This is a genomic window from Paracoccus sp. NFXS7 (genome assembly GCF_040148865.1).
Classification (GTDB): Bacteria; Pseudomonadota; Alphaproteobacteria; order Rhodobacterales; family Rhodobacteraceae; genus Paracoccus; species Paracoccus marcusii.
On record NZ_JAKEKV010000002.1, the window covers coordinates 260,222 to 282,930 of the forward strand.

At 67.5% G+C, this 22,709-nt stretch carries 23 protein-coding genes; 11 read left to right on the forward strand and 12 right to left on the reverse strand.

Annotation, left to right across the window (positions count from 1 at the left end; genetic code table 11):
- Positions 1-63: 63 nt before the first annotated feature.
- The 11 genes from argC to LZ686_RS06040 form a co-directional block, all read right to left on the reverse strand.
- Positions 64-981, reverse strand: a complete 918-nt coding sequence (gene argC / locus LZ686_RS05990) for an N-acetyl-gamma-glutamyl-phosphate reductase (RefSeq protein ID WP_349547267.1) — start codon at positions 979-981, stop codon at positions 64-66.
- A 69-nt stretch (positions 982-1,050) separates the two neighbouring features.
- Positions 1,051-1,380, reverse strand: coding sequence for a DUF779 domain-containing protein (locus tag LZ686_RS05995; RefSeq protein ID WP_045982321.1), 330 nt, complete (start codon positions 1,378-1,380; stop codon positions 1,051-1,053).
- On the reverse strand, positions 1,377-2,432 hold the full coding sequence (locus tag LZ686_RS06000) for a DNA topoisomerase IB (protein ID WP_045982351.1): 1,056 nt from the start codon (positions 2,430-2,432) through the stop codon (positions 1,377-1,379). Before LZ686_RS06000 ends, LZ686_RS05995 begins: the two co-directional genes overlap by 4 nt.
- 82 nt (positions 2,433-2,514) lie before the next feature.
- Complete coding sequence (gene adh / locus LZ686_RS06005; RefSeq protein WP_349547268.1) at positions 2,515-4,041, reverse strand: aldehyde dehydrogenase; 1,527 nt, start codon at positions 4,039-4,041, stop codon at positions 2,515-2,517.
- A gap of 117 nt (positions 4,042-4,158) precedes the next feature.
- On the reverse strand, positions 4,159-5,130 hold the full coding sequence (locus LZ686_RS06010) for a GAF domain-containing protein (protein ID WP_349547269.1): 972 nt from the start codon (positions 5,128-5,130) through the stop codon (positions 4,159-4,161).
- Positions 5,131-5,208: 78 nt separating this feature from the next.
- Positions 5,209-6,432 carry an ABC transporter ATP-binding protein gene (locus LZ686_RS06015; RefSeq protein WP_139599176.1) on the reverse strand — a complete coding sequence of 408 codons (1,224 nt, stop codon included), beginning with the start codon at positions 6,430-6,432 and terminating at the stop codon, positions 5,209-5,211.
- A gap of 16 nt (positions 6,433-6,448) precedes the next feature.
- Positions 6,449-7,990: an alpha-amylase family glycosyl hydrolase gene (locus LZ686_RS06020; protein WP_349547270.1), complete on the reverse strand. Its 1,542-nt coding sequence runs from the start codon at positions 7,988-7,990 to the stop codon at positions 6,449-6,451.
- Positions 7,987-9,120, reverse strand: coding sequence for a carbohydrate ABC transporter permease (locus LZ686_RS06025; protein WP_349547271.1), 1,134 nt, complete (start codon positions 9,118-9,120; stop codon positions 7,987-7,989). Before LZ686_RS06025 ends, LZ686_RS06020 begins: the two co-directional genes overlap by 4 nt.
- Positions 9,120-10,115 carry a carbohydrate ABC transporter permease gene (locus LZ686_RS06030; RefSeq protein WP_046000585.1) on the reverse strand — a complete coding sequence of 332 codons (996 nt, stop codon included), beginning with the start codon at positions 10,113-10,115 and terminating at the stop codon, positions 9,120-9,122. The genes LZ686_RS06025 and LZ686_RS06030 overlap by 1 nt, the downstream gene beginning before the upstream one ends.
- Before the next feature lie 61 nt (positions 10,116-10,176).
- Positions 10,177-11,532 (reverse strand): ABC transporter substrate-binding protein, encoded by a 1,356-nt coding sequence (locus LZ686_RS06035; RefSeq protein ID WP_349547272.1) that lies wholly within the window; start codon positions 11,530-11,532, stop codon positions 10,177-10,179.
- A gap of 87 nt (positions 11,533-11,619) precedes the next feature.
- Positions 11,620-12,678, reverse strand: a complete 1,059-nt coding sequence (locus tag LZ686_RS06040; protein ID WP_349547273.1) for a quinoprotein relay system zinc metallohydrolase 2 — start codon at positions 12,676-12,678, stop codon at positions 11,620-11,622.
- A 147-nt stretch (positions 12,679-12,825) separates the two neighbouring features.
- Here LZ686_RS06040 and pqqA point away from each other — a divergent pair, with 147 nt between their 5' ends.
- The 11 genes from pqqA (at position 12,826) to LZ686_RS06095 (ending at position 21,166) form a co-directional block, all read left to right on the forward strand.
- The gene (pqqA, locus tag LZ686_RS06045; protein WP_042250260.1) at positions 12,826-12,918 is read left to right on the forward strand and encodes a pyrroloquinoline quinone precursor peptide PqqA; all 93 of its coding nucleotides are present in this window, start codon (positions 12,826-12,828) and stop codon (positions 12,916-12,918) included.
- Positions 12,919-12,996: 78 nt separating this feature from the next.
- The gene (gene pqqB / locus LZ686_RS06050; protein ID WP_349547274.1) at positions 12,997-13,878 is read left to right on the forward strand and encodes a pyrroloquinoline quinone biosynthesis protein PqqB; all 882 of its coding nucleotides are present in this window, start codon (positions 12,997-12,999) and stop codon (positions 13,876-13,878) included.
- A complete protein-coding gene (pqqC, locus tag LZ686_RS06055) occupies positions 13,875-14,627 on the forward strand; it encodes a pyrroloquinoline-quinone synthase PqqC (RefSeq protein ID WP_349547275.1) in 753 nt (250 codons plus the stop codon). The genes pqqB and pqqC overlap by 4 nt, the downstream gene beginning before the upstream one ends.
- Positions 14,624-14,917 (forward strand): pyrroloquinoline quinone biosynthesis peptide chaperone PqqD, encoded by a 294-nt coding sequence (gene pqqD / locus LZ686_RS06060; protein ID WP_046000581.1) that lies wholly within the window; start codon positions 14,624-14,626, stop codon positions 14,915-14,917. Before pqqC ends, pqqD begins: the two co-directional genes overlap by 4 nt.
- On the forward strand, positions 14,914-16,050 hold the full coding sequence (gene pqqE / locus LZ686_RS06065; RefSeq protein ID WP_349547276.1) for a pyrroloquinoline quinone biosynthesis protein PqqE: 1,137 nt from the start codon (positions 14,914-14,916) through the stop codon (positions 16,048-16,050). The genes pqqD and pqqE overlap by 4 nt, the downstream gene beginning before the upstream one ends.
- 4 nt (positions 16,051-16,054) lie before the next feature.
- Positions 16,055-16,849 (forward strand): quinoprotein dehydrogenase-associated SoxYZ-like carrier, encoded by a 795-nt coding sequence (locus tag LZ686_RS06070; RefSeq protein WP_349547277.1) that lies wholly within the window; start codon positions 16,055-16,057, stop codon positions 16,847-16,849.
- A gap of 120 nt (positions 16,850-16,969) precedes the next feature.
- Positions 16,970-17,677, forward strand: a complete 708-nt coding sequence (locus LZ686_RS06075; RefSeq protein WP_045982310.1) for a response regulator transcription factor — start codon at positions 16,970-16,972, stop codon at positions 17,675-17,677.
- Positions 17,677-18,828, forward strand: a complete 1,152-nt coding sequence (locus tag LZ686_RS06080; RefSeq protein ID WP_349547278.1) for an FIST N-terminal domain-containing protein — start codon at positions 17,677-17,679, stop codon at positions 18,826-18,828. The genes LZ686_RS06075 and LZ686_RS06080 overlap by 1 nt, the downstream gene beginning before the upstream one ends.
- Positions 18,815-20,137, forward strand: coding sequence for an ATP-binding response regulator (locus LZ686_RS06085; protein ID WP_349547279.1), 1,323 nt, complete (start codon positions 18,815-18,817; stop codon positions 20,135-20,137). Before LZ686_RS06080 ends, LZ686_RS06085 begins: the two co-directional genes overlap by 14 nt.
- 85 nt (positions 20,138-20,222) lie before the next feature.
- Positions 20,223-20,828, forward strand: a complete 606-nt coding sequence (locus tag LZ686_RS06090) for a hypothetical protein (RefSeq protein WP_046000577.1) — start codon at positions 20,223-20,225, stop codon at positions 20,826-20,828.
- Positions 20,825-21,166 (forward strand): hypothetical protein, encoded by a 342-nt coding sequence (locus tag LZ686_RS06095; RefSeq protein WP_127897576.1) that lies wholly within the window; start codon positions 20,825-20,827, stop codon positions 21,164-21,166. The genes LZ686_RS06090 and LZ686_RS06095 overlap by 4 nt, the downstream gene beginning before the upstream one ends.
- 10 nt (positions 21,167-21,176) lie before the next feature.
- Here LZ686_RS06095 and ubiB read toward each other — a convergent pair whose 3' ends face one another.
- Complete coding sequence (gene ubiB, locus LZ686_RS06100; protein WP_273744075.1) at positions 21,177-22,709, reverse strand: 2-polyprenylphenol 6-hydroxylase; 1,533 nt, start codon at positions 22,707-22,709, stop codon at positions 21,177-21,179.

A 22,709-nucleotide genomic window follows, 5' to 3' on the forward strand; every position in this document is an offset into this window, starting at 1 on the left:
ACGACAGGCGTCAAAACCTATCGCGCAACGTCGTTAACGTTTCCGCAAGGATGGCGTGGCGCGTCAGAGGCTGGTGCCCTCGGGCAGGCCCAGCATGATGTTCATGTTCTGGACCGCGGCGCCCGATGCGCCCTTGCCCAGGTTGTCCAGCACCGCGACGATCGTGGCGCATCCGGTCTCATCGTCGCCATGCACGCTGATGCGCAGCACGTTGCTGCCGTTCAGCGCGGTCGGGTCGATGCGGGCGCCGACCTGGTCGGCAGGCACGACCTGCACGAAGGCCTCGTTCGCGTAATGATCGGCCAGCGCCTGGTGCAGGGCCGCGACGCTGCGGTCGTCATCCAGCTGCAGCGGCAGCTGGACCGCCATGCCCTGGGCAAAGTTCCCGACCGAAGGCGCGAAGACCGGCTGCAGCAGCAGGCCTCCATGGGTCATGATCTCGGGGATGTGCTTGTGGCGCTGGTCCAGGCCATAGATGAAATGCACGGGCGCGGTGCCCGCCTCGAAATCCGCGACCATTGCCTTGCCGCCGCCGGTATAGCCGCTGACGGCGTTGATCGACAGCGCCTCGGTCTCGTCGATCAGGCCGGCAGCGACCAGCGGGGCCACGATGGCGATCGCGCCGGTCGAATAGCAGCCCGGATTGCTGACCAGCCGCGCGGCGGCAATGCGCTCGCGCATCTCGGGGGCCAGTTCGGGAAAGCCGAAGACCCAGTCCGGATCGATCCGGTGCGCGGTCGAGGCGTCGATCAGGCGCACGTCCATGTCGGCCGTCAGGGCCACGGCCTCGCGTGCGGCGGCGTCCGGCAGGCACAGGATCGCGACATCGGCCTGCGCAAAGCAGTCGGCGCGGGCCTGCGGGTCCTTGCGCATCGCGGGGTCCAGCTGAACCAGGCGGATGTCGTCGCGTCCCAGCAGGCGGTCGCGGATCTGCAGGCCGGTGGTGCCGGCCTCGCCATCGATGAAGACGCTGTGGGTCATGGGGCAAGCCTTTCGCAGGTGTCGCCCGTGTCTAGCGCAGCGCGGCCTTGGTCACAACGCTGCTTGGCGCTAGATGCTGCACATCTCTGACCGGGTCAGGAACCGCTTCTCGCGACCGTTGTCCAGACTGAACATGCCGCCCCGCCCCGGCACCACGTCGATGATCAGGTCGGTATGGGCCCAGGCCTCGGCCTGGCTGGCCGAGATGTAGAAGGGCGCGCCGCCGATCTCTCCCAGCTGCACGTCGCGTTCGCCCACGCGGAAATCGCCCTGGGGATAGCACATCGGCGACGACCCGTCGCAGCAGCCGCCTGACTGGTGGAACAGGACCGGGCCATGATCGGCCACGATCTCGGCGATCAGTTCCAGCGCGGCGGGGGTGGCGGTGACGGTGCTCATGTCTTCAGCCTCTTCTTGAGGAACCGCAGGACCTGCGTCTCTTCGGGGCGCAGGTCGGTCTGGGTCAGGGTGTCGTCGATCGTGTCGGCCAGCTCCAGCCGCAACTCGTCGGCCAGATAGGCGTCGATGATCTGGGGATGCACATAGCACTGGCGGCAGATGGTGGGCGTGTTGCCAAGCCGCGCGGCAACCGATTCGATGGCGTCGCGCACGTTGCGCTTGGCGGCTGCCTCGCTGTCGGCCTTCTCGTATTCGGCCAATGCCAGGGCAGCCAGGACCGTGCCGGTCCAGGTTCGGAAATCCTTGGCAGTGACCTGCCGCCCGGTGATCTGGCGCAGATAGTCGTTCACCTCGGTCGAGGTGACCTGGCGGCGGGTGCCGTCATCGTCCACATACTGGAACAGATGCTGGCCGGGGATCTCCTGCACGGCACGGATGATCCGGGCAACGCGGCGGTCGCGCAGGCCCAGGTTCCATTCCTTGCCCGACTTGCCTTTGAACTTGAAGCGGACCTGATTGCCGTCCAGCGTGACATGCCGCATCCGCAGCGTGGTCAGCCCGTGCGACTTGTTCTCGCGCGCATAGCGGGTGTTGCCCACGCGGATCATGGTGTTCTCCAGCAGGAACACGATGGTCGCCAGCACCTTTTCCACCGGCAGGCCGCGGCGCGACATGTCGGCATCGACCTGCGCGCGCAGCTGCGGCAGGCCGCGCGCGAAATCCAGCATGCGGTCATACTTGCTGCTGTCGCGCAGCTCGCGGAATTCGGGGTGATACCGGTACTGCTTGCGGCCCTTGGCGTCGCGTCCGGTCGCCTGGATGTGGCCGCGCGGATCGGGGCAGATCCAGACGTCGACATAGGCGGGCGGAATGGCCAGCGACGCCAGCCGCTTGCGTTCCGCCTTGTCGGTGATGGTGCGCCCGTCCGGTCCCTTGTACGAAAACCCCTTGCCCGACCGCTGGCGTGTGATGCCCGGCATGTCGTCGTTGACATAGGTCAGGCCCGCGCTGATCGCGGCGTCCTCGGGGTCGATGATGCTGTCCTTGGGCATGGCGCGCTCCGCAGGTGGCGTCTGGCCCAACGCCGCGGGATCGGTGCGGGTTGCGGGCGACCCGAAGGCCGCCCGCATCGCGTCAGAAGAAGCCCAGCTTCTTGGGGCTGTAGCTGACCAGCATATTCTTGGTCTGCTGATAGTGGTCCAGCATCATGCGGTGGTTTTCACGCCCGATGCCCGACTGCTTGTAGCCGCCGAAGGCCGCGTGGGCCGGATAGGCGTGATAGCAGTTGGTCCAGACCCGGCCCGCCTGGATCGCGCGACCGAAGCGGTAGCAGGTGTTCGCATCCCGCGACCACAGGCCCGCGCCCAGACCGTACAGCGTGTCATTGGCGATCGACAGCGCCTCGTCCTGGTCCTTGAAGGTGGTCACGGACACGACCGGGCCGAAGATCTCCTCCTGGAAGACCCGCATCTTGTTGTGGCCCTTGAACACCGTCGGCTTGATGTAGAACCCGCCCGACAGCTCTCCGCCGTGATCCGCGGCCTCGCCGCCGATCAGCACCTCGGCGCCTTCCTTGCGACCGATGTCGAAGTAGGAGAGGATCTTCTCCTTCTGCTCGCTCGAGGCCTGCGCGCCGATCATCGTCGCGCTGTCGCGCGGGTCGCCCTGCACGATGGCCTCGACGCGCTTCAGCGCGCGTTCCATGAACTGGTCATAGATCTTCTCGTGGATCAGGGCGCGCGACGGGCAGGTGCAGACCTCGCCCTGGTTCAGCGCGAACATCACGAAACCCTCGATCGCCTTGTCGAAGAAGTCGTCGTCCTCGCGGCAGACATCCTCCATGAAGATGTTGGGCGACTTGCCACCTAGTTCCAGCGTGACCGGGATCAGGTTCTCGGACGCGTACTGCATGATCAGGCGGCCGGTGGTCGTCTCGCCGGTGAAGGCGATCTTGGAGATGCGCGGGTTCGACGCCAGCGGCTTGCCCGCCTCAAGGCCGAAACCGTTGACGATGTTCAGGACGCCCGGCGGCAGGATGTCTGCGATCAGTTCGGCAAAGACCATGATCGTGGCCGGGGTCTGTTCCGCGGGTTTCAGCACCACGCAGTTGCCGGCGGCCAGCGCGGGCGCCAGCTTCCAGCAGGCCATCAGCAGCGGAAAGTTCCACGGGATGATCTGGCCCACGACGCCCAGGGGCTCGTGGAAGTGATAGGCGATCGTGTCGTTGTCGATCTCGGAGATGCCGCCCTCCTGCGCGCGCAGCACGCCCGCGAAATAGCGGAAATGGTCGATGGCCAGCGGCAGGTCGGCGGCCATGGTCTCGCGGATGGGCTTGCCGTTGTCCCAGGTCTCTGCCGTGGCCAGCAGCTCCAGGTTCTGCTCCATCCGGTCGGCGATCTTCAGCAGGATGTTCGAGCGCTCCGTGGTCGAGGTGCGGCCCCAGGCCCCCTTGGCCTTGTGGGCGGCGTCCAGCGCGGCCTCGATGTCGTCGGCGTTCGACCGGGCGATCTCGCCGATCTCGGCGCCGGTGATGGGCGTGGTGTTGGTGAAGTACTTGCCCGACTTGGGCGCCGCCCACTCGCCGCCGATGAAGTTGTCATAGCGGCGGGCAAAGGGCATCACGCCCACGCCCTTGAATTCGTGCGTCTGGTCGTTCGGCATCGGTTCCTCCTCCTCAGGATGACAGCCCCCGGATCTCCCGGTCCGGGTATGGGGCCAGCGTCGGACGCAAGGTGATTCGGAGCAACCGCCGATCCACGCCGCAGCGCAGAAGCTGTCTCACGATCGAGACAGTCCCCCGTGATTTTCGCCCAGACCCAACCGCGCCATGCGCCGATAGAGCGTCGCGCGACCGACCCCCAGCGCGCGTGCGGCGGCCGAGACGTTGCCCTCGGCCCGCGCCAGGGCCCGCATCACCGCGGCCCGTTCGGCCCGGTCGAAGCCGGTCAGATCGTCCTGGCGGCCCAGCAGGTCGGCGGCCGGGCGCGGGCGGATCGCACCCTCGCGCTCCAGCCCCAGGGCGCGGCGGGCGGCGCGGGTGGCGCCGATGGCCAGGTCATCCTTGTCCACCGCCAGCAGCACCGCCTGTTCGCCCTGATCGTCCGAGGCCACGACGATGCGCGCGTCGGGAAACGACATCCGGAAGAACAGCGATTCGATCGCCCGCGCGGTCTGCGCCACCTGCGCCGAGATCAGCCGGTTGTAGCGTTCGGTCTGGTCCGCGCGCGCAGAACTGACGTCCAACGCCGCCAGCAGCCGCCCGTCCGGTCCCCAGATCGGCGCGTCCATGCAGGACATCGCGGTGTTCAGGGTGCGGAAATGTTCGTCGCGGTGGATGGTCACCTGCCGGCCCTCGGCCAGGCAGGTGCCGATGCCGTTAGTGCCCTGCGCGGCCTCGGACCAGTCGGCGCCCTGCCACAGGCCCCAGTCGCGGAACTGCTGGGCGTCGGCATCCGACACCCGCTGGTCCAGCACGATGCCATGCGCATCGGTCAGCAGCACGTTGCAGCCCGACAGGCCGACCAGGTTGTACAGCTGGTCCAGCTGCGGTCCGGCGACGTTCAGGAAGGCCTGCATCGCCTGATGGCGGTCGGCCAGTTCGCTGTCGGACAGGCGATCCGGGCGGCGGCGGTCGGCGGGGTCCAGCCCGTGCTTCAGCATGGACCGCCGCCAGGATGCGGCCAGCGCCGAGGTCGCGCTGCGGGACTGCGACTGCGCGGCCACAAGCTCCGCGTGGTTGCGTTCGGTCATGGTCTCCCCCTCAGGATGGGGAAAGTATAGCACGGTTTGCGGGGCGCGATCTGCGACTTTGGTCGCGCCCCCCGGGGCTCAGCGTACCGGACCCTCGGGGATGACCATCCCGTCCATCGCCCGGTCCGGACCGCGATCCGACTGCGCGGGCGTGCCGCCCATGCTGCCCGAGGGCGCGGCCATGCGCGGCTGATAGGGCGGCAGGCGGTCGGCGCCGTCCCGGTACAGCAGCGACTGTCCCTTGTGGAACAGGTGCAGCGCATGGGGATCGGCGGTCAGCCGGACGCGCTTGCCCTTCAGGTCCGGGTGGATGCCCGGCAGCTTGGCGGTGATCGGCGCGGTCTCGGCCCCGGTGCCGAAGTACAGCAGCGTGACCTCCCCAAGGGCCTCGGTCAGATCGACGGTCCCCTCGAAGACCGGGGTGCCGTCGGTCTCGCGCATGTCCTCGGGGCGGACGCCCAGGTTGACGACCATGCCCTCGTCGCCGGCGCGGGTCGGGATCGCGACCTGCGCCTCCAGGCCCACGTCCAGCGCGACGGTGGTCATCGCGCCCACGGTCTTGACCCGCCCGGGCAGCAGGTTCATCGCCGGGCTGCCGATGAACTGGGCCACGAATTCGGTCATCGGACGCTCGTACAGCTCCAGCGGCGCGCCGACCTGGGCGATGCCGCCGCCGGCCAGCACCACGATGCGGTCGGCCAGGGTCATCGCCTCGGTCTGGTCGTGGGTGACATAGATCATCGTGCGGTCGGGCATCGAGGCTTTCAGCTGTGCGATCTCGATCCGGGTGGCGACGCGCAGGGCGGCGTCCAGGTTCGACAGCGGTTCGTCGAACAGATAGACCTTGGGGTCGCGCACGATGGCCCGCCCGATGGCCACGCGCTGGCGCTGGCCACCCGACAGCGCCTTGGGCAGGCGGTCCAGATAGGGCGTCAGCTGCAGCATCTTGCCGGCGCGGTCGGTCGCGGCCTGGATCTGCTCCTTGGACTGGCCCGCGATCTTCAGCGCGAAGGCCATGTTGTCGCGGACCGTCATGTGCGGGTAAAGCGCATAGGACTGGAACACCATCGCGATGCCGCGCTGGCTGGGCGGGATGTCGTTCATGACCTGCCCGCCGATCTTCAGCTCTCCTCCGGTGATCTGCTCCAGGCCCGCGATCATGCGCAAGAGCGTGGATTTCCCGCAGCCGGACGGCCCGACAAAGACGATGAACTCTCCCGAACGGATGTCCAGGTCGATGTCCCTCAGCACCTGCACGTCGCCATAGGACTTGGCGACGTCCGTCAGTTTCAGATCGGCCATTTGCGGTCTTCCTCCCCTACCCTTCGATGATCTGGACCTGCCACGGCATCAGCCCGCCCGCATCGTCGTCGGACAGGTTGGCGCGGATCAGCAGGGTCTGCTTGTCGTCACGGCGGCGGAAGGACAGCACCGGCCCCTCGGCCTTGATGTCTGTCATGTTTCCGCAGCGCAATGCGCTGTGCTTGCGGCGCAGGCCGACTGCCCAGCGATAATGGTGCAGCATGGACTGGGCGTCGGCCTCCTGGCTGACGACGGTGCGCTGCAGATGCGTGTGCGGCACCGGCAGCCAGGGCTGGCTGGTCGAGAAACCGCCGTTCACGCCCATGTCCCAGACCATCGGCGTCCGGCAACCGTCGCGGCCCTTGAACTCGGGCCAGAACTCTATGCCATAGGGATCGCGCAGATCCTCGAAGCGCAGTTCTGCCTCGGGCAGGCCCAGTTCCTCTCCCTGGTACAGGCAGACCGACCCGCGCAGGCACAACAGCACCGTCGCATAGGCCTTGGCCGCCTGGTCCGGCAGGTTCCAGCGCGTGACGTGGCGCACCACGTCATGGTTCGACATGGCCCAGCAGGGCCAGGCGTTCGGCGCGATGTCGTGCAGCTTGTCGAACACCTCGACCACGCGCGCGGCGGGCAGGTCGTCACCCGACAGGAAGTCGAAGACATAGGACATCTGCACCCGGCCCGGCACGCCGGTATACTCCTCCAGCAGTTCCAGCCCGCGCTCGCTGTCGCCGATCTCTCCGACGACGGCGGCGCCATAGGGCACCAGCGCCTGGTGGAACCGCTCCAAGAAGGCCAGGTTTTCGGGCTGGGACTTGCTGAACTGATGGCTCTGGTGGTTGTAGGGGTTCACGGCGGGGGCCGTGTCCGACTTGCGCAGTTCCGGCGCCAAGGGCGGGTTGTCGCGCAACTGGGCGTCATGGAAATAGAAGTTGATCGTGTCCAGCCGGAAGCCGTCGACGCCCTTGTCCAGCCAGAACCGCGCCATCTCGATCAGGGCGTCCTGGACGGCGGGGTTGTGAAAATTCAGGTCCGGCTGCGACGACAGGAAGTTGTGCAGGAAATACTGTTCGCGCCGCGCATCCCATTGCCACGCGCTGCCGCCGAAGATCGACAGCCAGTTGTTGGGCGGCGTGCCGTCCGGGCGCGGGTCCGACCAGACATACCAGTCCGATTTCGGGTTGTCGCGGCTGGCGCGGCTCTCCTTGAACCAGGGATGCTGGTCCGAGGTATGCGACATCACCAGGTCGATCATGACCTTCAGCCCCAGCTCGTGCGCGCTTTGGACCAGCCAGTCGAAATCCTCCATCGTGCCGAAGATCGGGTCGATGCCGCAGTAATCGCTGACGTCGTAGCCGAAATCCTTCATCGGAGAGGTGAAGAACGGAGAGATCCAGACCGCATCGACCCCCAGGGACGCCACATAGGGCAGGCGCTGGGCGATGCCCGCCAGATCGCCCGTGCCGCTGCCGGTCGTGTCCTGAAAGCTGCGCGGGTAGATCTGATAGATGATCCCGCCCTTCCACCAATCCGTCGTCTGTTCAGTCAAGTTCATCCACCTTTCACGGAGCCGGCCAGCAATCCGCGGACCAGATATTTCTGCATGGCAAAGAACACCAGCAGCGGCACCGCTATCGAGATAAAGGCCGAAGTTGCAAGGATCTCCCATTCACCTCCGCGCGATCCCATCAGCTCTCGCAGCAGGCCCGTCATGACCAGCTGTTCGCGCGTGTTGCCCAGGAACACCGTGGCCACCAGCAGGTCGTTCCAGACCCACAGGAACTGGAAGATCGCGAAACTGGCCAGGGCCGGGAAGGACAGCGGCAGGATGATCCGGCGGAAGATCTGGAATTCGGTCGCGCCGTCGACGCGGGCACTCTCGATGACCTCTCGTGGCAGGCCGACCATGTAATTTCGCAGCAGATAGACCGCCAGCGGCAGGCCGAACCCGGTATGGGCCAGCCAGATGCCCAGGTATCCCTTGCCGATGCCCAGTTCGTTGTGCAGCCGCAGCAATGGGATCAGCGCCACCTGCAGCGGCACGACCAGAAGCCCCACCACGCAGGCCGTCAGCAGGGCCCGGCCCGGAAACTGCATCCAGGCCAGCGCATAGGCCGCGAAGGCCGCGATCAGGATCGGGATGACGGTGGCGGGGATCGTCACCGTCATGGTGTTCATGAAGGCGCGCCCCAGCCCGCCTGCAGTCAGAACCCGGGAATAGTTGTCGGTCGTGAAGGCCGGCGGCGACAGGGTGGTGGTGAAGATCCGTTCACCCCGCCGCATCTCGAAGGGCTGGCCCGAGGTCATGCGATAGCTGCCGTCCTCGGCCACGGTCAGATCGATCCCCGGCTCCAGCTCGACGGTGTCGCCGGGGGCGTTGGCATCGGGCTGGCGCGCGCTGGTGCCCCAGGCGGTCAACTCCTGCGTGCCCTCCAGGGCGCTGCCCTGGATCACATAGAGATCGCCCTCCTGCACCTGGTCCTCGGCCGTGCCCGAACGCACGAAACCGGTCTGCACCGAGCCCGAGAACGACTGCCACCACCCCGAGGTCGAGATCTGGTCGCGGTCGCGAAACGACGACACGAACAGGCCCAGCGTCGGGATCGTCCACAGCAGCACCAGCAGGAAGGCCGCAATGTTGACCGCCCAGGCCAGCGACGACTTCTGTCCAGCCATCCCCTCCATCAGCGGACCTCCTTGCGTGCGTTGTAGATGTTCCAGACCATGATCGGGGTGACCAGGATCATCAGGACGATGGCGATGGCCGACCCGCGCCCGTAATCGGGCGTGCCGCGGAACATCCAGTCATACATCAGGTTCGCCAGCACCTGCGTGCCCCATTGCCCGTTGGTCATGACGAAGACGATGTCGAAGACCTTCAGCACGACGATGGTGATGGTGGTCCAGACCACCGCGATGGTGCCCATGATCTGCGGCACCTTGATCTTGAAGAACACCTGCAGGGGGGATGCGCCGTCCAGGATGGCGGCCTCGATCGTCTCCTCGGGGATGCCGCGCAGGGCGGCCGACAGGATGACCATCGCGAAGCCTGTCTGGATCCAGACCAGCACGATCATCAGCAGAAGGTTGTTCCACACCGGCAGGGTCAGCCAGATCTGCGGCTCTCCACCCAGCTGGGTCACGATCCAGTTCAGAAGGCCGATCTGCGTCTCGCCCGAGGCGCGGTATTCATAGATGAACTTCCAGATCACGCCCGCGCCGACAAAGCTGATGGCCATGGGCATGAAGATCAGCGACTTGCCGATGTTGCCCCATTTCAGCCGGTCGGTCAGCTGCGCGGCCAGCAGGCCGAACAGCGTGGACAGGGCCGGCACGACCAGCAGCCAGGCCATGTTGTTCAGCATGGATTCCCGGAACTTGCCGTCGTTCACCAGCCAGACATAGTTGTCCAGGCCGACGAACTGCGATCCGTTCGAATTGAACAGCGACCGCCAGAAGCTGTCCAGCACTGGATAGACCAGATAGGTCGTCAGGAACAGGATCGCGGGCCCCAGGAACAGCCAGGGGCGGATCTGGTTCGCCCGCCGGATGTTGTCGCCCGCCTGCGCCCCGCGCGGCGGATAGATGCGGTCCAGCAGCCAGTTCGACCCCCAGAACCAGGCCACGCAGCCAAAGACCCCGATCGCGATCGTGCTGACCGCCAACCACAGCAATTCCATTCCCGGTCTCCCCCCTGGATCATGGGGCGCGGCGACGTCGCGGCCGCCGCGCCGGTCGTCGTCAGTTCAGCGAAGCCCAGCTGGCCTGGATCTTGTCCGCGACGTCCTGTGCCGAGGCGCCGCCGACGAAATCGATCATCCCGGTCCAGAACGCCCCCGCGCCGATCGCGCCGGGCATCAGGTCCGACCCGTCGAACCGGAAGACCGTCGCGTCCAGCAGGATCTGCCCCATGCGGCGGACGGTCGGATCGTCATAGGCCTCGACATTGGCGCCGGTATAGGGCGTGACGAAGCCCTGCTGCGCCATCCAGATCTCGTGCGCGACGGGGGTCTTCAGGAACTCGACGAAGGCCATCGCGGCGGGGTTGTCCGACAGGACCGCGAACATGGTGCCGCCGCCCAGGACGGGCTGGCCCAGGTCACCCGATGCGGGCGCGGGCATGTAGAAGAAGTCGGCATCCTCGCCCACGACCGTGCCCTCAGGGAAGAAGGTCGTGATGAAGCTGGCCTGACGGTGCAGGTAGCAGGCGGGCGGGCTGTCGAACAGGCCGGCGGGGCTTTCGCGGAAATCGGTCGCGCTGACCGATCCGACGCCGCCCGCGACGAAATCGGGGTTCTTGGCGAACCAGCCGAACTCGTCGATCGCGGCCACGACCTTGGGGTCGTTGAACGGCATCGCATTGGTCGTCCAGGCGTCGTAATCCTCGGGCGTGGAAGTGCGCAGCATCAGGTCCTCGACCCAGTCGGTCGCGGGCCAGCCGGTGGCGCCGCCCGATCCCAGGCCGATGCACCAGGGGGTCTCTCCCTCCTCGGCGATCTGCTCGGTCAGGGCCTTCAGGTCCTCGTAGGTCTCGGGGATCTCATAGCCGGCATCCTCGAAGTTCTCGGGGACGTACCAGACCAGCGACTTGACATCGGCCTTGTAGGGGAAGGCGTACAGCGCCTCGGTCCCGTCGGGGCCCGCATAGGTGCCAAGCGCCGCCCAGCTTTCGCCCGCGGCATAGTTGTCGGTCAGCCATTGCGCCGTCTCCTCGCCCAGAGGGCGCAGGAAGCCCTTTTCGGCCAGGTCCGAGGCCAGGCCCGGCTGCGGAAAGACCGCGACATCGGGAGGCGATCCGGCCTCGCTGTCGATGACGATCTGCTGCTCGAAGCTGTCGGAACCGGAATAGTTCGCCTGCGCGCCGGTCGCCTCGTTGAAATAGGCGATGACCGACTGGAACAGCTCCTGGTCGCCGCCCAGCCAGGGGCCCAGGATGTCGAAGCTCTGCCCCTCAAGGTCGGAATGCGCGGCCTTGAACTCGTCCAGGCTGGCCCAGTTGATGCGGTCGTCGCTGCCCGGTTCGATCACCAGCTGCGCCTGCGCGCTGCCCGCGGTCAGCGCGATGATCGCGGCGGTCGTGTACAATGCGGTTTTCAAGTCTTCCTCCCTGAAAGTCCCCGGACCTGTTTCGCCCGGCTGTTAACGCGAACATTTGCCAGTTCTGGCGAACCTGTCAAACGCTTCTCATTCCCATTCCAGTTCCTTGTAGGCCGCGGTTGCGTTCCGCGCCACCGTCTCTGGATAGGAATTCCATGAATTCTGCATCGGCTGCAATGCATTGGCGATGGCGGGCACGGCCTGCGACAGCGGCAACCCGTCCTGAATGGCCTGGCGCGTCGCGGTCGCAAGCGCTTTCAATAATGCGGCCTGGGGCGCCGATGCTTCGGCCCATGATTCGCTGGCCGGCCCATGTCCCGGCACGATCAAGCCTGCGCCGCGCGCCGGGTCGCTGTCCAGCCATTCCAACCATCCCAGCAGCGATCCGTCCACCACCGGCGTCAGGTCCCGGAACAGCAGATCGCCGGTGAACAGCGTGTTCGTCCTGCGGTCCAGCACGGTCAGGTCGCTGTCGGTATGGGCCGCGGGCCATGCCCGCAGCAGCAGGGACCGATCGCCCAGGTCGATCTGGCGGCGGTCATCGACCAGGTCGTCGGGCATGACCACCTGCGTGCCGATCCAGTCCGGGGCCGGGTAAAGACCAACCAGCGCGTCAAGATACCCTGCCGCCCGCGCCTGAAGCGCCTGCGGCAGGGCGTGATGCGCGGTAATGCGGGCCCCGGCCTCGGACAGCACCTGCGCGCCCAGCACGTGGTCGGGATGCATGTGCGTCAGGATCAGGTGCCGCACCGGAAGGTCGGTGATCCTCCGGATCGCGACATAGAGGTCCTGCGCCTGCGCCCGCGACACCCCCGCATCGATCACCGCAACCGCATCGCGGCCGATGATTACCCCCAGGTTGGCGATGCGCCCGTCCGGGGTCTCCTCCATCTGGTGAGAATCGCCGAAATGGACATGAACGCCCGGCGCGACCTGCTGCAGATCCAGCGCCGGAAGATCGGCATTGGCGCGGCATTCCGGCGCACTGCCGGTCAGATCGGGCCGCGCGGCCAGCCACGCATCCGCGACCTGCGCGGCCTGCGTCCGACACCCCTGGGCCGTCGCCGAATCGCCCTGGGGCAGCAGAACCTGGCCACATTGATCGGCGGCCATCGCCAGACAGACGCCCAGAACCAGGTGAAACATCGTCCTTCCGTCCCCTTTTGCGGCCCGTCTTCACGAAATGGTCACGACCTTGCGACCTTTGTCGTGTTGATTCATCCTGTCTCTATACTAGATTTGAATCCAGTCGCCTTCTGTAGCGGCGCCACCGGCATGTAGGAGGAGCACAACATGGCCTGGACCAAACCTATCCTGACCGAGATCGCTTGCGGCATGGAAATCAACATGTACGCACCCGCCGAGGACGAGCCCGTCCTGTTCTGAGCCTGTACCGCAGGCAAGAATGCGGCCCCGTCCGAACTCGTTCGGGCGGGGCTTTCTTATCGTAAGGCACGACACCCGATGCGGATCATCATCCTTGGGGCGGCGGCGGGCGGTGGCCTGCCGCAATGGAACTGCGGCTGCGGCAATTGCGACGCGGCCCGCGCTGGACGTATTCCGTCGATGACCCAAAGCTCTGTCGCAGTCAGTGCCGATGGGCGCGACTGGGCCATCCTGAACGCATCGCCCGACATCCGGGCGCAGCTGGCAGCGACGCCCGCGCTGCATCCGTCCGGCCCGCGGACCATGCCGCTGCGGTCGGTCCTGGTGACGAATGGCGACATCGATCACGTGGCCGGGCTGCTGACGCTGCGCGAAAGCCAGCCCTTCGATCTGTTCGCGACGCAGGCGATCCATGATGCGCTGGCGGCGAACCCGATGATGGCTGCGGTGAACCCCGACTTTGTCCCACGCCGGACCGTCGCGCTGGATCAGACGATCCCGCTGACCCCCGGCCTGACCGCGACGCTGTTCGCCGTGCCGGGCAAGGTGCCACTGTATCAGGAGGGCGCCACGGTCGAGACGGGCCTGATCGGAGAGACCACCGTGGGCGTCGAGCTGCGCAGCGCGGACCGGCGCGCGTTCTACATCCCCGGATGCGCGGACATGCCCGACTGGCTGCGCGACCGCGTCGCGGGGGCGGATGCGCTGTTCTTCGACGGCACCCTTTGGGATGACGACGAGATGATCCGCATGGGCTTGGGCCGCAAGACCGGCCGCCGCATGGGGCACATGGCGGTGACCGACACGATCCCCGCCTTGGCCGACACGCCGCTTGGTCGGCGCATCTTCGTGCACATGAACAATTCGAACCCGCTGACCGACCCGGACAGCCCGCAGGCGGCCCAGGCCGCGGCACAGGGCTGGCAGGTCGCCCGCGACGGAATGGAGATCACGCTGTGAAGGACGTCCAAACCAACGCCCAGTCCCGTGAGGATTTCGAGGCCCGCCTGCGCGCCATCGGCGCCGCGCGCTATCACGACCGTCACCCGTTCCACGCCCGGCTGCATGGCGGCCAGTGCACCCCGGACGAGGTGCGGGCCTGGGTCATCAACCGCTGGATGTACCAGTCGCGCATCCCCATGAAGGACGCGGCCTTCATGAGTCGGGTCGAGGATCCCGACCTGCGCCGCGCCTGGCGCAAGCGGATCGAGGATCACGACGGCGGTCAGAGCGAGGGCGGCGGCATCCGCCGCTGGCTGGCCTTGGCGCAGGCGGTGGGGCTGGACCCGGACTATGTCGCATCGGGCGTGGGCATCATGCCGGCGACACGGTTCGCGGTCGATGCCTATGTCCGCTTCGTGCGCGACATGCCGTTGCTGGACGCGGTGGCGGCCAGCCTGACCGAACTGTTCGCGCCCCGCATCCATGCGCAGCGGATCGAGGGTCTGCTGCAGCATTACGATTTCGCCGATGACAGCAGCCTGTCCTATTTCAAGAAACGCCTGACCGAGGCGCCCGAGGACGTCAAGTTCGGCCTGGACTATGTCCTGACCCATGCCGACACGCTGGAGAAGCAGGACGCCGCCGCCGCCGCGCTAACCTTCAAGACCGACGTGCTGTGGGCCCAACTGGACGCGCTGTGGCACGGCTATGTCGAGGGGCGCACGCCCCCCGGGGCCTGGCGGCCCGGAGAGGGGATGCGCGCATGACCGCATTGATCGGACCCGACGACATCCCCTATCTGCCGCGCGGCGTGCGGCTGCAGGGCGACCGCGTGCGCGGCATCCGCGTGCTGCAGGCCCCGGAACGCGCGATGCAGCTGGACCAGATCGGAGAGGCGATCCTGTCCGAACTGGACGGCGCCCGCAGCCTGGACCGGATCGTGCGCGACCTGGCCGCGCGCTATGACGCGCCGGTGGACCAGATCGGCGGTGACGTGCGCGATTTCCTGACCGGGCTGATCGAACGGCGCATGGTCTTTGTCAGGGACAGCGCATGAAGGACCAGCAGCACCAGCCCCGCGACCTGGAGGGCAACCCCGTCACCCCCGGCCTGCCCATGGCAATGCTGGCCGAGGTCACGCACCGCTGCCCACTGGCCTGTCCCTATTGCTCGAACCCGGTCGATCTGGTCCGCGCGTCGCGCGAGATCGGCGCCGACGACTGGGGCCGGGTGTTCCGCCAGGCTGCCGATCTTGGCGTGCTGCAGGTCCATATCTCGGGCGGTGAACCCGGTGCGCGGCGCGATCTGGCGCAGATCGTGGGCCATGCGCGCGACGCGGGGCTGTACGTGAACCTGATCACCTCTGGCATCGGCATCACCCGTGACCGGCTGATCGAACTGGACCGCGCGGGCGTCGATCATGTCCAGCTGTCGCTGCAGGGCATCCGCCCCGACATGGCCGACCGGATCAGCGGCCATCCGGGGTCCTGGGACAAGAAGATGGCCTTCAGCGACTGGGTCACCGAGATCGGCTTTCCGCTGACCATCAATGCCGTCGTCCACCGCCAGAACATGGACCGCCTGCCCGACATGATCGATCTGGCCGAACGTCTTGGCGCCCGGCGGATCGAGGTGGCGACCGTCCAGTTCCACGGATGGGCCGACCGCAACCGCGGCGCGCTGATGCCCACGCGCGAACAGGCCGAATTCGCGCGACAGGTGGTCAACGCCGCCCGCGTCCGGCTGCGCGGACGGATGGTCATCGATTACGTCCCCGCCGATCACCATGCGGTCTATCCCAAGGCCTGCATGGGGGGCTGGGGCTCGACCGGGCTGAACGTCGGGCCTGATGGGACCGTGCTGCCCTGTCATGCCGCCCAGACCATCGACTGGATGCGTTTCGAGAACGTGCAGGAGCGGTCGCTGTCCGACATCTGGCACCTGTCCGACAGCTTCAACGCCTTCCGGGGCACGGCGTGGATGCCGGAACCCTGCCGCGGCTGCGACCGCAAGTCGGTCGATTTCGGCGGCTGCCGCTGCCAGGCGATGGCGCTGGCCGGCGACGCGCGGGCGACGGACCCGGTCTGTTCGAAATCTCCGCTGCATGCAGGGGTCGTGGCACGCGCCGAGGAGGACGCCGCCGCCACGACCACCGAATTCGTCTATCGGAGGATGTCCAAGGGAGGATGAGGCAATGAGACTGTGGCTGACCCTGACGGCGGCGCTGCTGGCCGCGCCCGCGATGGCGCAGGACAACGCGCTGCAACCATCGCCCACCTGGGAGGATCTGCGCGGGGCGGTGATGGATTTGGACAGCGATCCGCCGCAGGACGCGACGGTGCTGGACCTGGACGCACCGGCCCGCGCCCATGACGCGGCCATCGTGCCCATCCGGCTGACGCAGGCGGCCGACGCCCCCGCCATCGACGCCCTGACCCTGGTCATCGACGAGAACCCTGCCCCCGTCGCCGCCGAATACGCCTTTGGTCCCGCGCTGATGCCCTTGGATTTCGAGGTGCGCGTCCGGGTCGACAGCTATTCCGACGTCCGCGCCATCGCGACCCAGGCCGACGGCACGCAGGTCATGGCCGGGCGCTTCGTCAAGGCCGCGGGCGGCTGTTCGGCGCCGGCGGGCAAGGACATGGCCGCGACCAAGGCGACCATGGGCCAGATGCGCTGGCGCACCGAGGTTCAGGACGGAGAGGAGATCGGCACGCTGATGATCCGGCATCCGAACTTTTCAGGCCTTCAGCGCGACCAAGTGACGCTGCTGAACATCCCGGCCCATTTCATCGACCGCCTGGACGTGCGCCAGGGTGACGCACTGCTGTTCTCGATGGCGGCGGGGATCTCGGTCAGCGAGGATCCGGTGTTCCGCTTTCGCTATCAACCGGATGGCCAGCCGATCAACGTCCGGGTCGAGGATACGGACGGCAATGTCTGGACCGAAAGCTTTCCGCCGGGCGAACGAACGGTCAACAAAAGCTAGATCGCCATCCGACTTTCGTCGCAGCATGGCGCTTGCTTTATGTGCACCCTGCCCTAGACTGCGGTCACGGCGGCACCCTTGAGGAGGGGTTGCAGCCGGCAGAACCCAGGGAGGAATGCCATGACAGCAGCCGCCATGCAGGCGCGTCCCGTGCCGTCAGCGCGACCCACCGCCGACCAGGTCCGCGAGATCCTGATCGTCGACGACCACCCGCTGATGTGCGATGCGCTGGCACTGACGCTGAAGATCAGCTTTGGCCTGAAGAATGTCCGCACCGCGCGTAGCCTTGGCGCAGCGGTGGAACAGATCCGCGTGCAGGGTGCGCCCGACGCCGTGATCCTTGACTTGAACCTGCCCGACGCGCGCGGCGCCGAGGGCATCGTGACCCTGCGCCGCCAGCTTCCGGGCGTGCCGATCACCATGATCTCGGCCGATCTGGAGGGGGCGATGATCTCGACCGCGATGGCGGCCGGGGCGCAGGGCTATATCAGCAAGTCGCTGTCGCGCGAGGCGCTGGTCGACAGCCTGCGCCGCATGTGGGAGGGCGAGCACGTCACCCCCGACGGATACCAACCCGATCAGGACAGCGCGGACGACGACGCGAAGGCCGAACTGGCGCGGCGCTTTTCGTCGCTGACGCCGCAGCAGATGAAGATCCTGCGGCTGATCTGCAAGGGCAAGGCCAACAAGGAGATCAGCTACGAGCTGTCGATCGCCGAGGCCACGGTCAAGACCCACATCACGGCGATCATGTCCAAGATCAACGCCCGCCGCCGCACGCAGGCCGTGCTGCTGGCCAATTCGATCCGGTTGTTCGAGGCCGGCTGATGAACACCGACCCGGCTGCGATGGAGGGCGCATCCGGGCCGGTCGCTGTGCAGGCCGACCGCGGCGGGACCGACATGGTCCCGACCTTGCTGGACGGCCTGCGCGGCACCAATCCCGCGCTGGTCCTGTTGTTCGGCGCGCAGGCCGACGATCTGGCCGCGCTGCAATCCGGGCTGACGCCGCACCTGCCGCCGGATTGCGTGATCGCCGGATGTTCGTCCGCCGGAGAGATCGGACCGCAGGGCTATGCCAGCGACAGCGTGGTGGCGATCGGGTTTCCCGCGCGCCATTTCCGCGCCGCGTCCCTGCTGCTGCCGGACCTAGCCGCGCTGCCGGTGTCGGAATGGATGGCGCAGCTGCGCCAGATGGCGCGCGATTTCGGCCCCGATCCGGCGCGGCACCTGTTCGGCCTTCTGCTGACCGATGGCCTGGCCGGACAGGAGGACGCGCTGGTCGCCACGCTGGACGCGGCCCTGCCCTCGGTCCCGGTGCTGGGGGGGTCGGCTGGCGACGGGCTGGATTTCCGCCGCACCTCGCTGCTGGCGCAGGGCGCCGTGCAGTCGGGCGTCGCGGTCTTCCTGCTGGTCGAAACCGACCTGACCATCCGCGAGGTCACGTTCGCCCATTTCAGTCCCACCCCCACGCGCGCGGTAGTCACCGCCGCCATTCCCGAAAAACGCCGCATCCTGGAGCTGAACGCCGAACCCGCGGCCCAGGAATATGCCCGCCTGACCGGGTTGCGCCGCGCCGACCTGACGCCCAGCGAATTTGCCCGCCACCCCCTGCTGCTGCGCATGGGCGGGCGCCATCACGTGCGTGCCATCAGCGCCATCACAGACGACGACGGCCTGTCGCTGATGTCGTCCATCGATACCGGCACAGTCCTGACCCTCGGCCGGTCCGAGGATCTAATCCAGGGGTTTTCCGACCTGCTGGAGGCGCTGCCCACGCCGCCGCTGATGGTGCTGGCCTTCGACTGCATCCTGCGCCGGCTGGCGCTGGAACGCGCGGGGCTGACCGACCGGATGTCGGACCTGTACCGCCGTCACCGCGTTGCGGGGTTCAACACCTATGGCGAACAGCACAGCGGCATGCATGTGAACCAGACATTCGTGGGCCTGGCCTTCATGAGGTCCGATGATGTTGCGTGACGACGATCCGCCCGACCGGCAGATCGCCAAGCTGACCCGTATCAACGCCGTCCTGATCGACCGGATCGACCGGCTGGAAGAATCACGCGGGTCCGCATGGTCGATGTTCCAGGCCGCCGTCGCGCTGGAGCAGGAGGTGCTGGCCCGCACGCGTGACCTGGAACGCGCGATGGCCGACCTGTCGCAAAGAAACCGCGAACTGGCCGTGGCCCGCGCCCTGGCCGAGGAGGCGAACCGGTCCAAGACCCGTTTCCTGCGCGCGGCCAGCCACGACCTGCTGCAGCCCCTGTCGGCGGCGCGGCTGTTCCTGTCGGCGCTGACCGACACGCCGATGGACCAGCACCAGACCGAACTGACCGACCGGCTTGGCAGTGCCTTCGAATCGGTCGAACAGCTGATGCATGCGGTGCTGGACATCTCGCGGCTGGACAGCCAGCGGATCGAGTTCAACCGGCAGCCCGTGCCGCTGGATGACCTGTTCCGCAGGCTGGCCGCCGAATTCGCGCCCGTGGCGCAGGCCAAGGGGTTGCGGCTGCGGTTCATGCCCACGACCACGGTCGTGGACAGCGACCCGATCTTCCTGCGCCGCATCGCGCAGAACCTGGTGTCGAACGCGATCAAGTACACCCATCGCGGCGGCGTCGCGGTGGGTGCGCGGCGCAAGGGGGCGATGTGCTGGCTGTCGGTCTATGACACCGGGATGGGCATTCCCGCCGTGGACCGCAACCGCATCTTCGACGAGTTCCAGCGCCTGACCCATGACAGCGCGACGCCCGGCATGGGGCTGGGCCTGTCCATCGTGCGCCGGGCCTGCGCCAAGCTGGGCCATCCGATCAGCCTGTCGTCCGAGGCGATGCGCGGCACGGTGTTCCGCGTCGGCCTGCCCCTGGTGCAGGCGCTGTCGGACACACCGCGCCTTGCCGTCGCGCCGCTGCCCGCGCTGCGCGGCCGCGTGGCCCTGGTGGTCGAGAACGACCCCGAGATGCGCCGTGCCTATCAGATGATCCTGCGCGACCGGCTTGGCATGGTGCCCCGCATCGCCGGCGACACGGCCGAGGCGCTGGCCACGATGGGGGACGAACCCCCCGACGTGATCCTGGCCGATTACCACCTGGAGAACGGCGACACCGGGTTTGCCGCGATCGAGGCGCTGCGCGCCGCATCCGACCGGCCGGTGCCCGCGGTGATGGTGACGGCGCATCGCGATCCAGCGATTTCGCGGCGCTGCGCCGCCATGGGCATCCACCTGCTGGAAAAGCCCGTCAGCCCGCCAGACCTGGCCGAGATTCTGGGGCGTCTTCTGGCCTAAGACCAAGGGGGGATGCGGCCGCCGCCGGGGCTTGCGCCGCCGTCCGTCCCGCGCCCATCATGCCCCAACGTTTGGGAGGACGACCATGACCCGCGCCTTTGCACTTGCCCTAATGCTGGGGCTTGCCCCCCTGCCCCTGATCGCGGCCGAGGCCGGCGACGCGGTCTTTGCCGAGCGGGGGCCCTGGGATCTGGGCGACAGGACGCTGGAATGGCAGATGACCGTCACGGGCCCGATGGCCGAAGGGTTCCGCCCGACCGAGGACGGCCGCATCACCCTGTCCCAGGACATCGACCCCAGCGATCAGCAACCGATCCTGGAACTGACCCAGAAGGCCGGGCCGATCGACCGCACGATCGGACCGTTCCCGATCTCTTCGGGTGATCCGGTCCTGACCTTCTTTTTGGAACAGACGACCCGCGACATGGCCGCGCTGACCGGCGGCAGCCCGTTCTACATCCGCAACCGCATGAAGGAGGCGCTGTTCCGGGGCGGAGAGGTCACGACCACCGACGGCGGCATCACGGCCAGCTTTCAGCCCTTCATCGCGGACAAGAATGCAGAACGCATGCACGGCTTCCAGACGCTGACGCTGACCTTCGTGATGGCCGCGCCGGACGAGCCCATCCGCGAGCTGCGCGCCGAAACCGATGCCGCGGCGGGTTATCGCAACGAACTGGTGCTGCAATGATCCGCGCGGGCGCCTGTGCACTGGCGCTGGCCCTGACGGCGGCCCCGGCATCGGCGCAGGCAGTGAACGATTATCCGACCAATGCGCGGGTCGAATACGCCTTTGCCTGCATGGCGACCAACGGGCAGACGCGCGACATGCTGGACCGCTGTTCCTGCGCGATCGACCGCATCGCCGAGGTGCTGCCCTATGCCGATTACGTCGGCGCGGAAACCATCCTGCGGATGCGCCAGACCACCGGAGAGCGGTCCGGCATGTTCCGCGGCATGGCCGCCCTGACCGAGACCGTGGCCACCCTGCGCCGCGCCGAGGCCGAGGCCGAGATCATCTGTTTCTGACCGGCGCGCCCTACAGCGACAGGCCGATCCCCGCCCCCGCCGCCAGCGCCAGGATCGCGACCAGCAGCAGCGTCCCGGAACTGCGCGGCTGGATCAGGGTCAGGCGCGCCTCCTCGGGGTGGGCGCGTTCCCACAGGGCCTGCTCGATCATCCGTGGCAGCAGCGGGCCGTACCGGCCCACGGTCTGCGCGATATGGGTCAGGTCGCTGATCGCGGCCTTGGGGCCGACGCTGGCCTTGATGTAATCGGACACCACCGGCTTGGCCGCGTCCCAGATGTTCAGCTGCGGGTCCAGCGACCGGGCCACGCCCTCGACCACGACCATGGTGCGCTGCAGCAGGATCAGCTCTGTCCGCGTGGGCATGCCGAAGCGTTCCGTCACCTCGAACAGATAGGACAGCAGGTTGCCCATGCTGATGCGGCTGGCATCGGCACCGAAGATCGGCTCGCCCACGGCACGCAGGGCGCGGGCGAAGGCGGCTTCGTCGCGGTCGCGGGGGACGTATCCGGCCTCGAAATGCACGCGCGCGACCAGGCGGTAATCGCGCTGGATGAACCCGTACAGGATCTGGGCATAGACCCGGCGGGTGTATTCGTCGATCTCTCCCATGATGCCGAAGTCATAGGCGATGATGTCGCCGTTCGCCGCCACCTTGAGGTTGCCGTGATGCATGTCGGCATGGAAGAACCCGTCGCGCAGCGCATGCGACAGGAACAGCTGGATCACCCGGCGCGCCAGTTCGGTCGTGTCGTGACCTGCGGCGATCAGCGCGTCGCGGTCGCCCATCGGCAGCCCCTCGGCCCAGTCGGCGGTCAGCACGCGACGCGACGACAGCGCCCAATGCGGCATGGGGATCTGAAAGCCCGCGTCCCGCGCCGTGTTTTCCGCGAATTCCGACGCGGCCGCAGCCTCAAGGCGCAGGTCCTGTTCGCCGGTGACCGTCTGTTCGAAATGGCTCACCACGTCGCGCGGCCGCAGGCGGCGGGTGCCGGGGGACAGAAGCTGGATCAGGCGGGCGCCGAAATGGAACGCGTCGATGTCGCGCTTGAACGCGGCCCCGATGCCGGGGCGCACGACCTTGACCGCGACCTCGCGCCCCGTCTCGCGGACGCGGGCGCGGTGGACCTGCGCGATCGAGGCGGCGGCGACGGGTTCGGAAAATTCGCTGAACAGCTGGTCGACCGGGGCGCGCAGCTCGGCCTCGATGGCCTTCTTGGCCAGGTCGGTGGGAAAGGGCGGCAGGCGGTCCTGCAGCATGCGCAGCTGCCCGGCCATTTCCGGGCCCACGACATCGGCGCGCGTCGACAGGATCTGCCCGAACTTGATGTAGGCCGGCCCCAGCGCGGTGATCGCCCGGGTGATCGGCGGCAGGGTCGGATCGCCCTTGTAGCCCAGCCAGCGGAAGGGCCAGCCCATGACCCGCGCGGCCAGGCGCAGGCGGATCGGCGCATCGACCGCGTCCAGGACGGCGGCCATCGCACCGGTCCGTTCGAAGGTCGCACCTGTCCTGATCAGACGCAAGATGTTGTGGGGACCGCGCAT

Excerpts from the sequence above, each read along its gene's own strand:
- argC (WP_349547267.1), bottom strand. The coding sequence starts at position 981 with ATGACCCACAGCGTCTTCATCGATGGCGAGGCCGGCACCACCGGCCTG.
- LZ686_RS05995 (WP_045982321.1), bottom strand. The coding sequence starts at position 1,380 with ATGAGCACCGTCACCGCCACCCCCGCCGCGCTGGAACTGATCGCCGAG.
- LZ686_RS06000 (WP_045982351.1), bottom strand. The coding sequence starts at position 2,432 with ATGCCCAAGGACAGCATCATCGACCCCGAGGACGCCGCGATCAGCGCG.
- adh (WP_349547268.1), bottom strand. The coding sequence starts at position 4,041 with ATGCCGAACGACCAGACGCACGAATTCAAGGGCGTGGGCGTGATGCCC.
- LZ686_RS06010 (WP_349547269.1), bottom strand. The coding sequence starts at position 5,130 with ATGACCGAACGCAACCACGCGGAGCTTGTGGCCGCGCAGTCGCAGTCC.
- LZ686_RS06015 (WP_139599176.1), bottom strand. The coding sequence starts at position 6,432 with ATGGCCGATCTGAAACTGACGGACGTCGCCAAGTCCTATGGCGACGTG.
- LZ686_RS06020 (WP_349547270.1), bottom strand. The coding sequence starts at position 7,990 with ATGAACTTGACTGAACAGACGACGGATTGGTGGAAGGGCGGGATCATC.
- LZ686_RS06025 (WP_349547271.1), bottom strand. The coding sequence starts at position 9,120 with ATGGAGGGGATGGCTGGACAGAAGTCGTCGCTGGCCTGGGCGGTCAAC.
- LZ686_RS06030 (WP_046000585.1), bottom strand. The coding sequence starts at position 10,115 with ATGGAATTGCTGTGGTTGGCGGTCAGCACGATCGCGATCGGGGTCTTT.
- LZ686_RS06040 (WP_349547273.1), bottom strand. The coding sequence starts at position 12,678 with ATGTTTCACCTGGTTCTGGGCGTCTGTCTGGCGATGGCCGCCGATCAA.
- pqqA (WP_042250260.1), top strand. The coding sequence starts at position 12,826 with ATGGCCTGGACCAAACCTATCCTGACCGAGATCGCTTGCGGCATGGAA.
- pqqB (WP_349547274.1), top strand. The coding sequence starts at position 12,997 with ATGCGGATCATCATCCTTGGGGCGGCGGCGGGCGGTGGCCTGCCGCAA.
- pqqD (WP_046000581.1), top strand. The coding sequence starts at position 14,624 with ATGACCGCATTGATCGGACCCGACGACATCCCCTATCTGCCGCGCGGC.
- pqqE (WP_349547276.1), top strand. The coding sequence starts at position 14,914 with ATGAAGGACCAGCAGCACCAGCCCCGCGACCTGGAGGGCAACCCCGTC.
- LZ686_RS06070 (WP_349547277.1), top strand. The coding sequence starts at position 16,055 with ATGAGACTGTGGCTGACCCTGACGGCGGCGCTGCTGGCCGCGCCCGCG.
- LZ686_RS06075 (WP_045982310.1), top strand. The coding sequence starts at position 16,970 with ATGACAGCAGCCGCCATGCAGGCGCGTCCCGTGCCGTCAGCGCGACCC.
- LZ686_RS06080 (WP_349547278.1), top strand. The coding sequence starts at position 17,677 with ATGAACACCGACCCGGCTGCGATGGAGGGCGCATCCGGGCCGGTCGCT.
- LZ686_RS06085 (WP_349547279.1), top strand. The coding sequence starts at position 18,815 with ATGATGTTGCGTGACGACGATCCGCCCGACCGGCAGATCGCCAAGCTG.
- LZ686_RS06090 (WP_046000577.1), top strand. The coding sequence starts at position 20,223 with ATGACCCGCGCCTTTGCACTTGCCCTAATGCTGGGGCTTGCCCCCCTG.
- LZ686_RS06095 (WP_127897576.1), top strand. The coding sequence starts at position 20,825 with ATGATCCGCGCGGGCGCCTGTGCACTGGCGCTGGCCCTGACGGCGGCC.
- ubiB (WP_273744075.1), bottom strand. The coding sequence starts at position 22,709 with ATGCGCGGTCCCCACAACATCTTGCGTCTGATCAGGACAGGTGCGACC.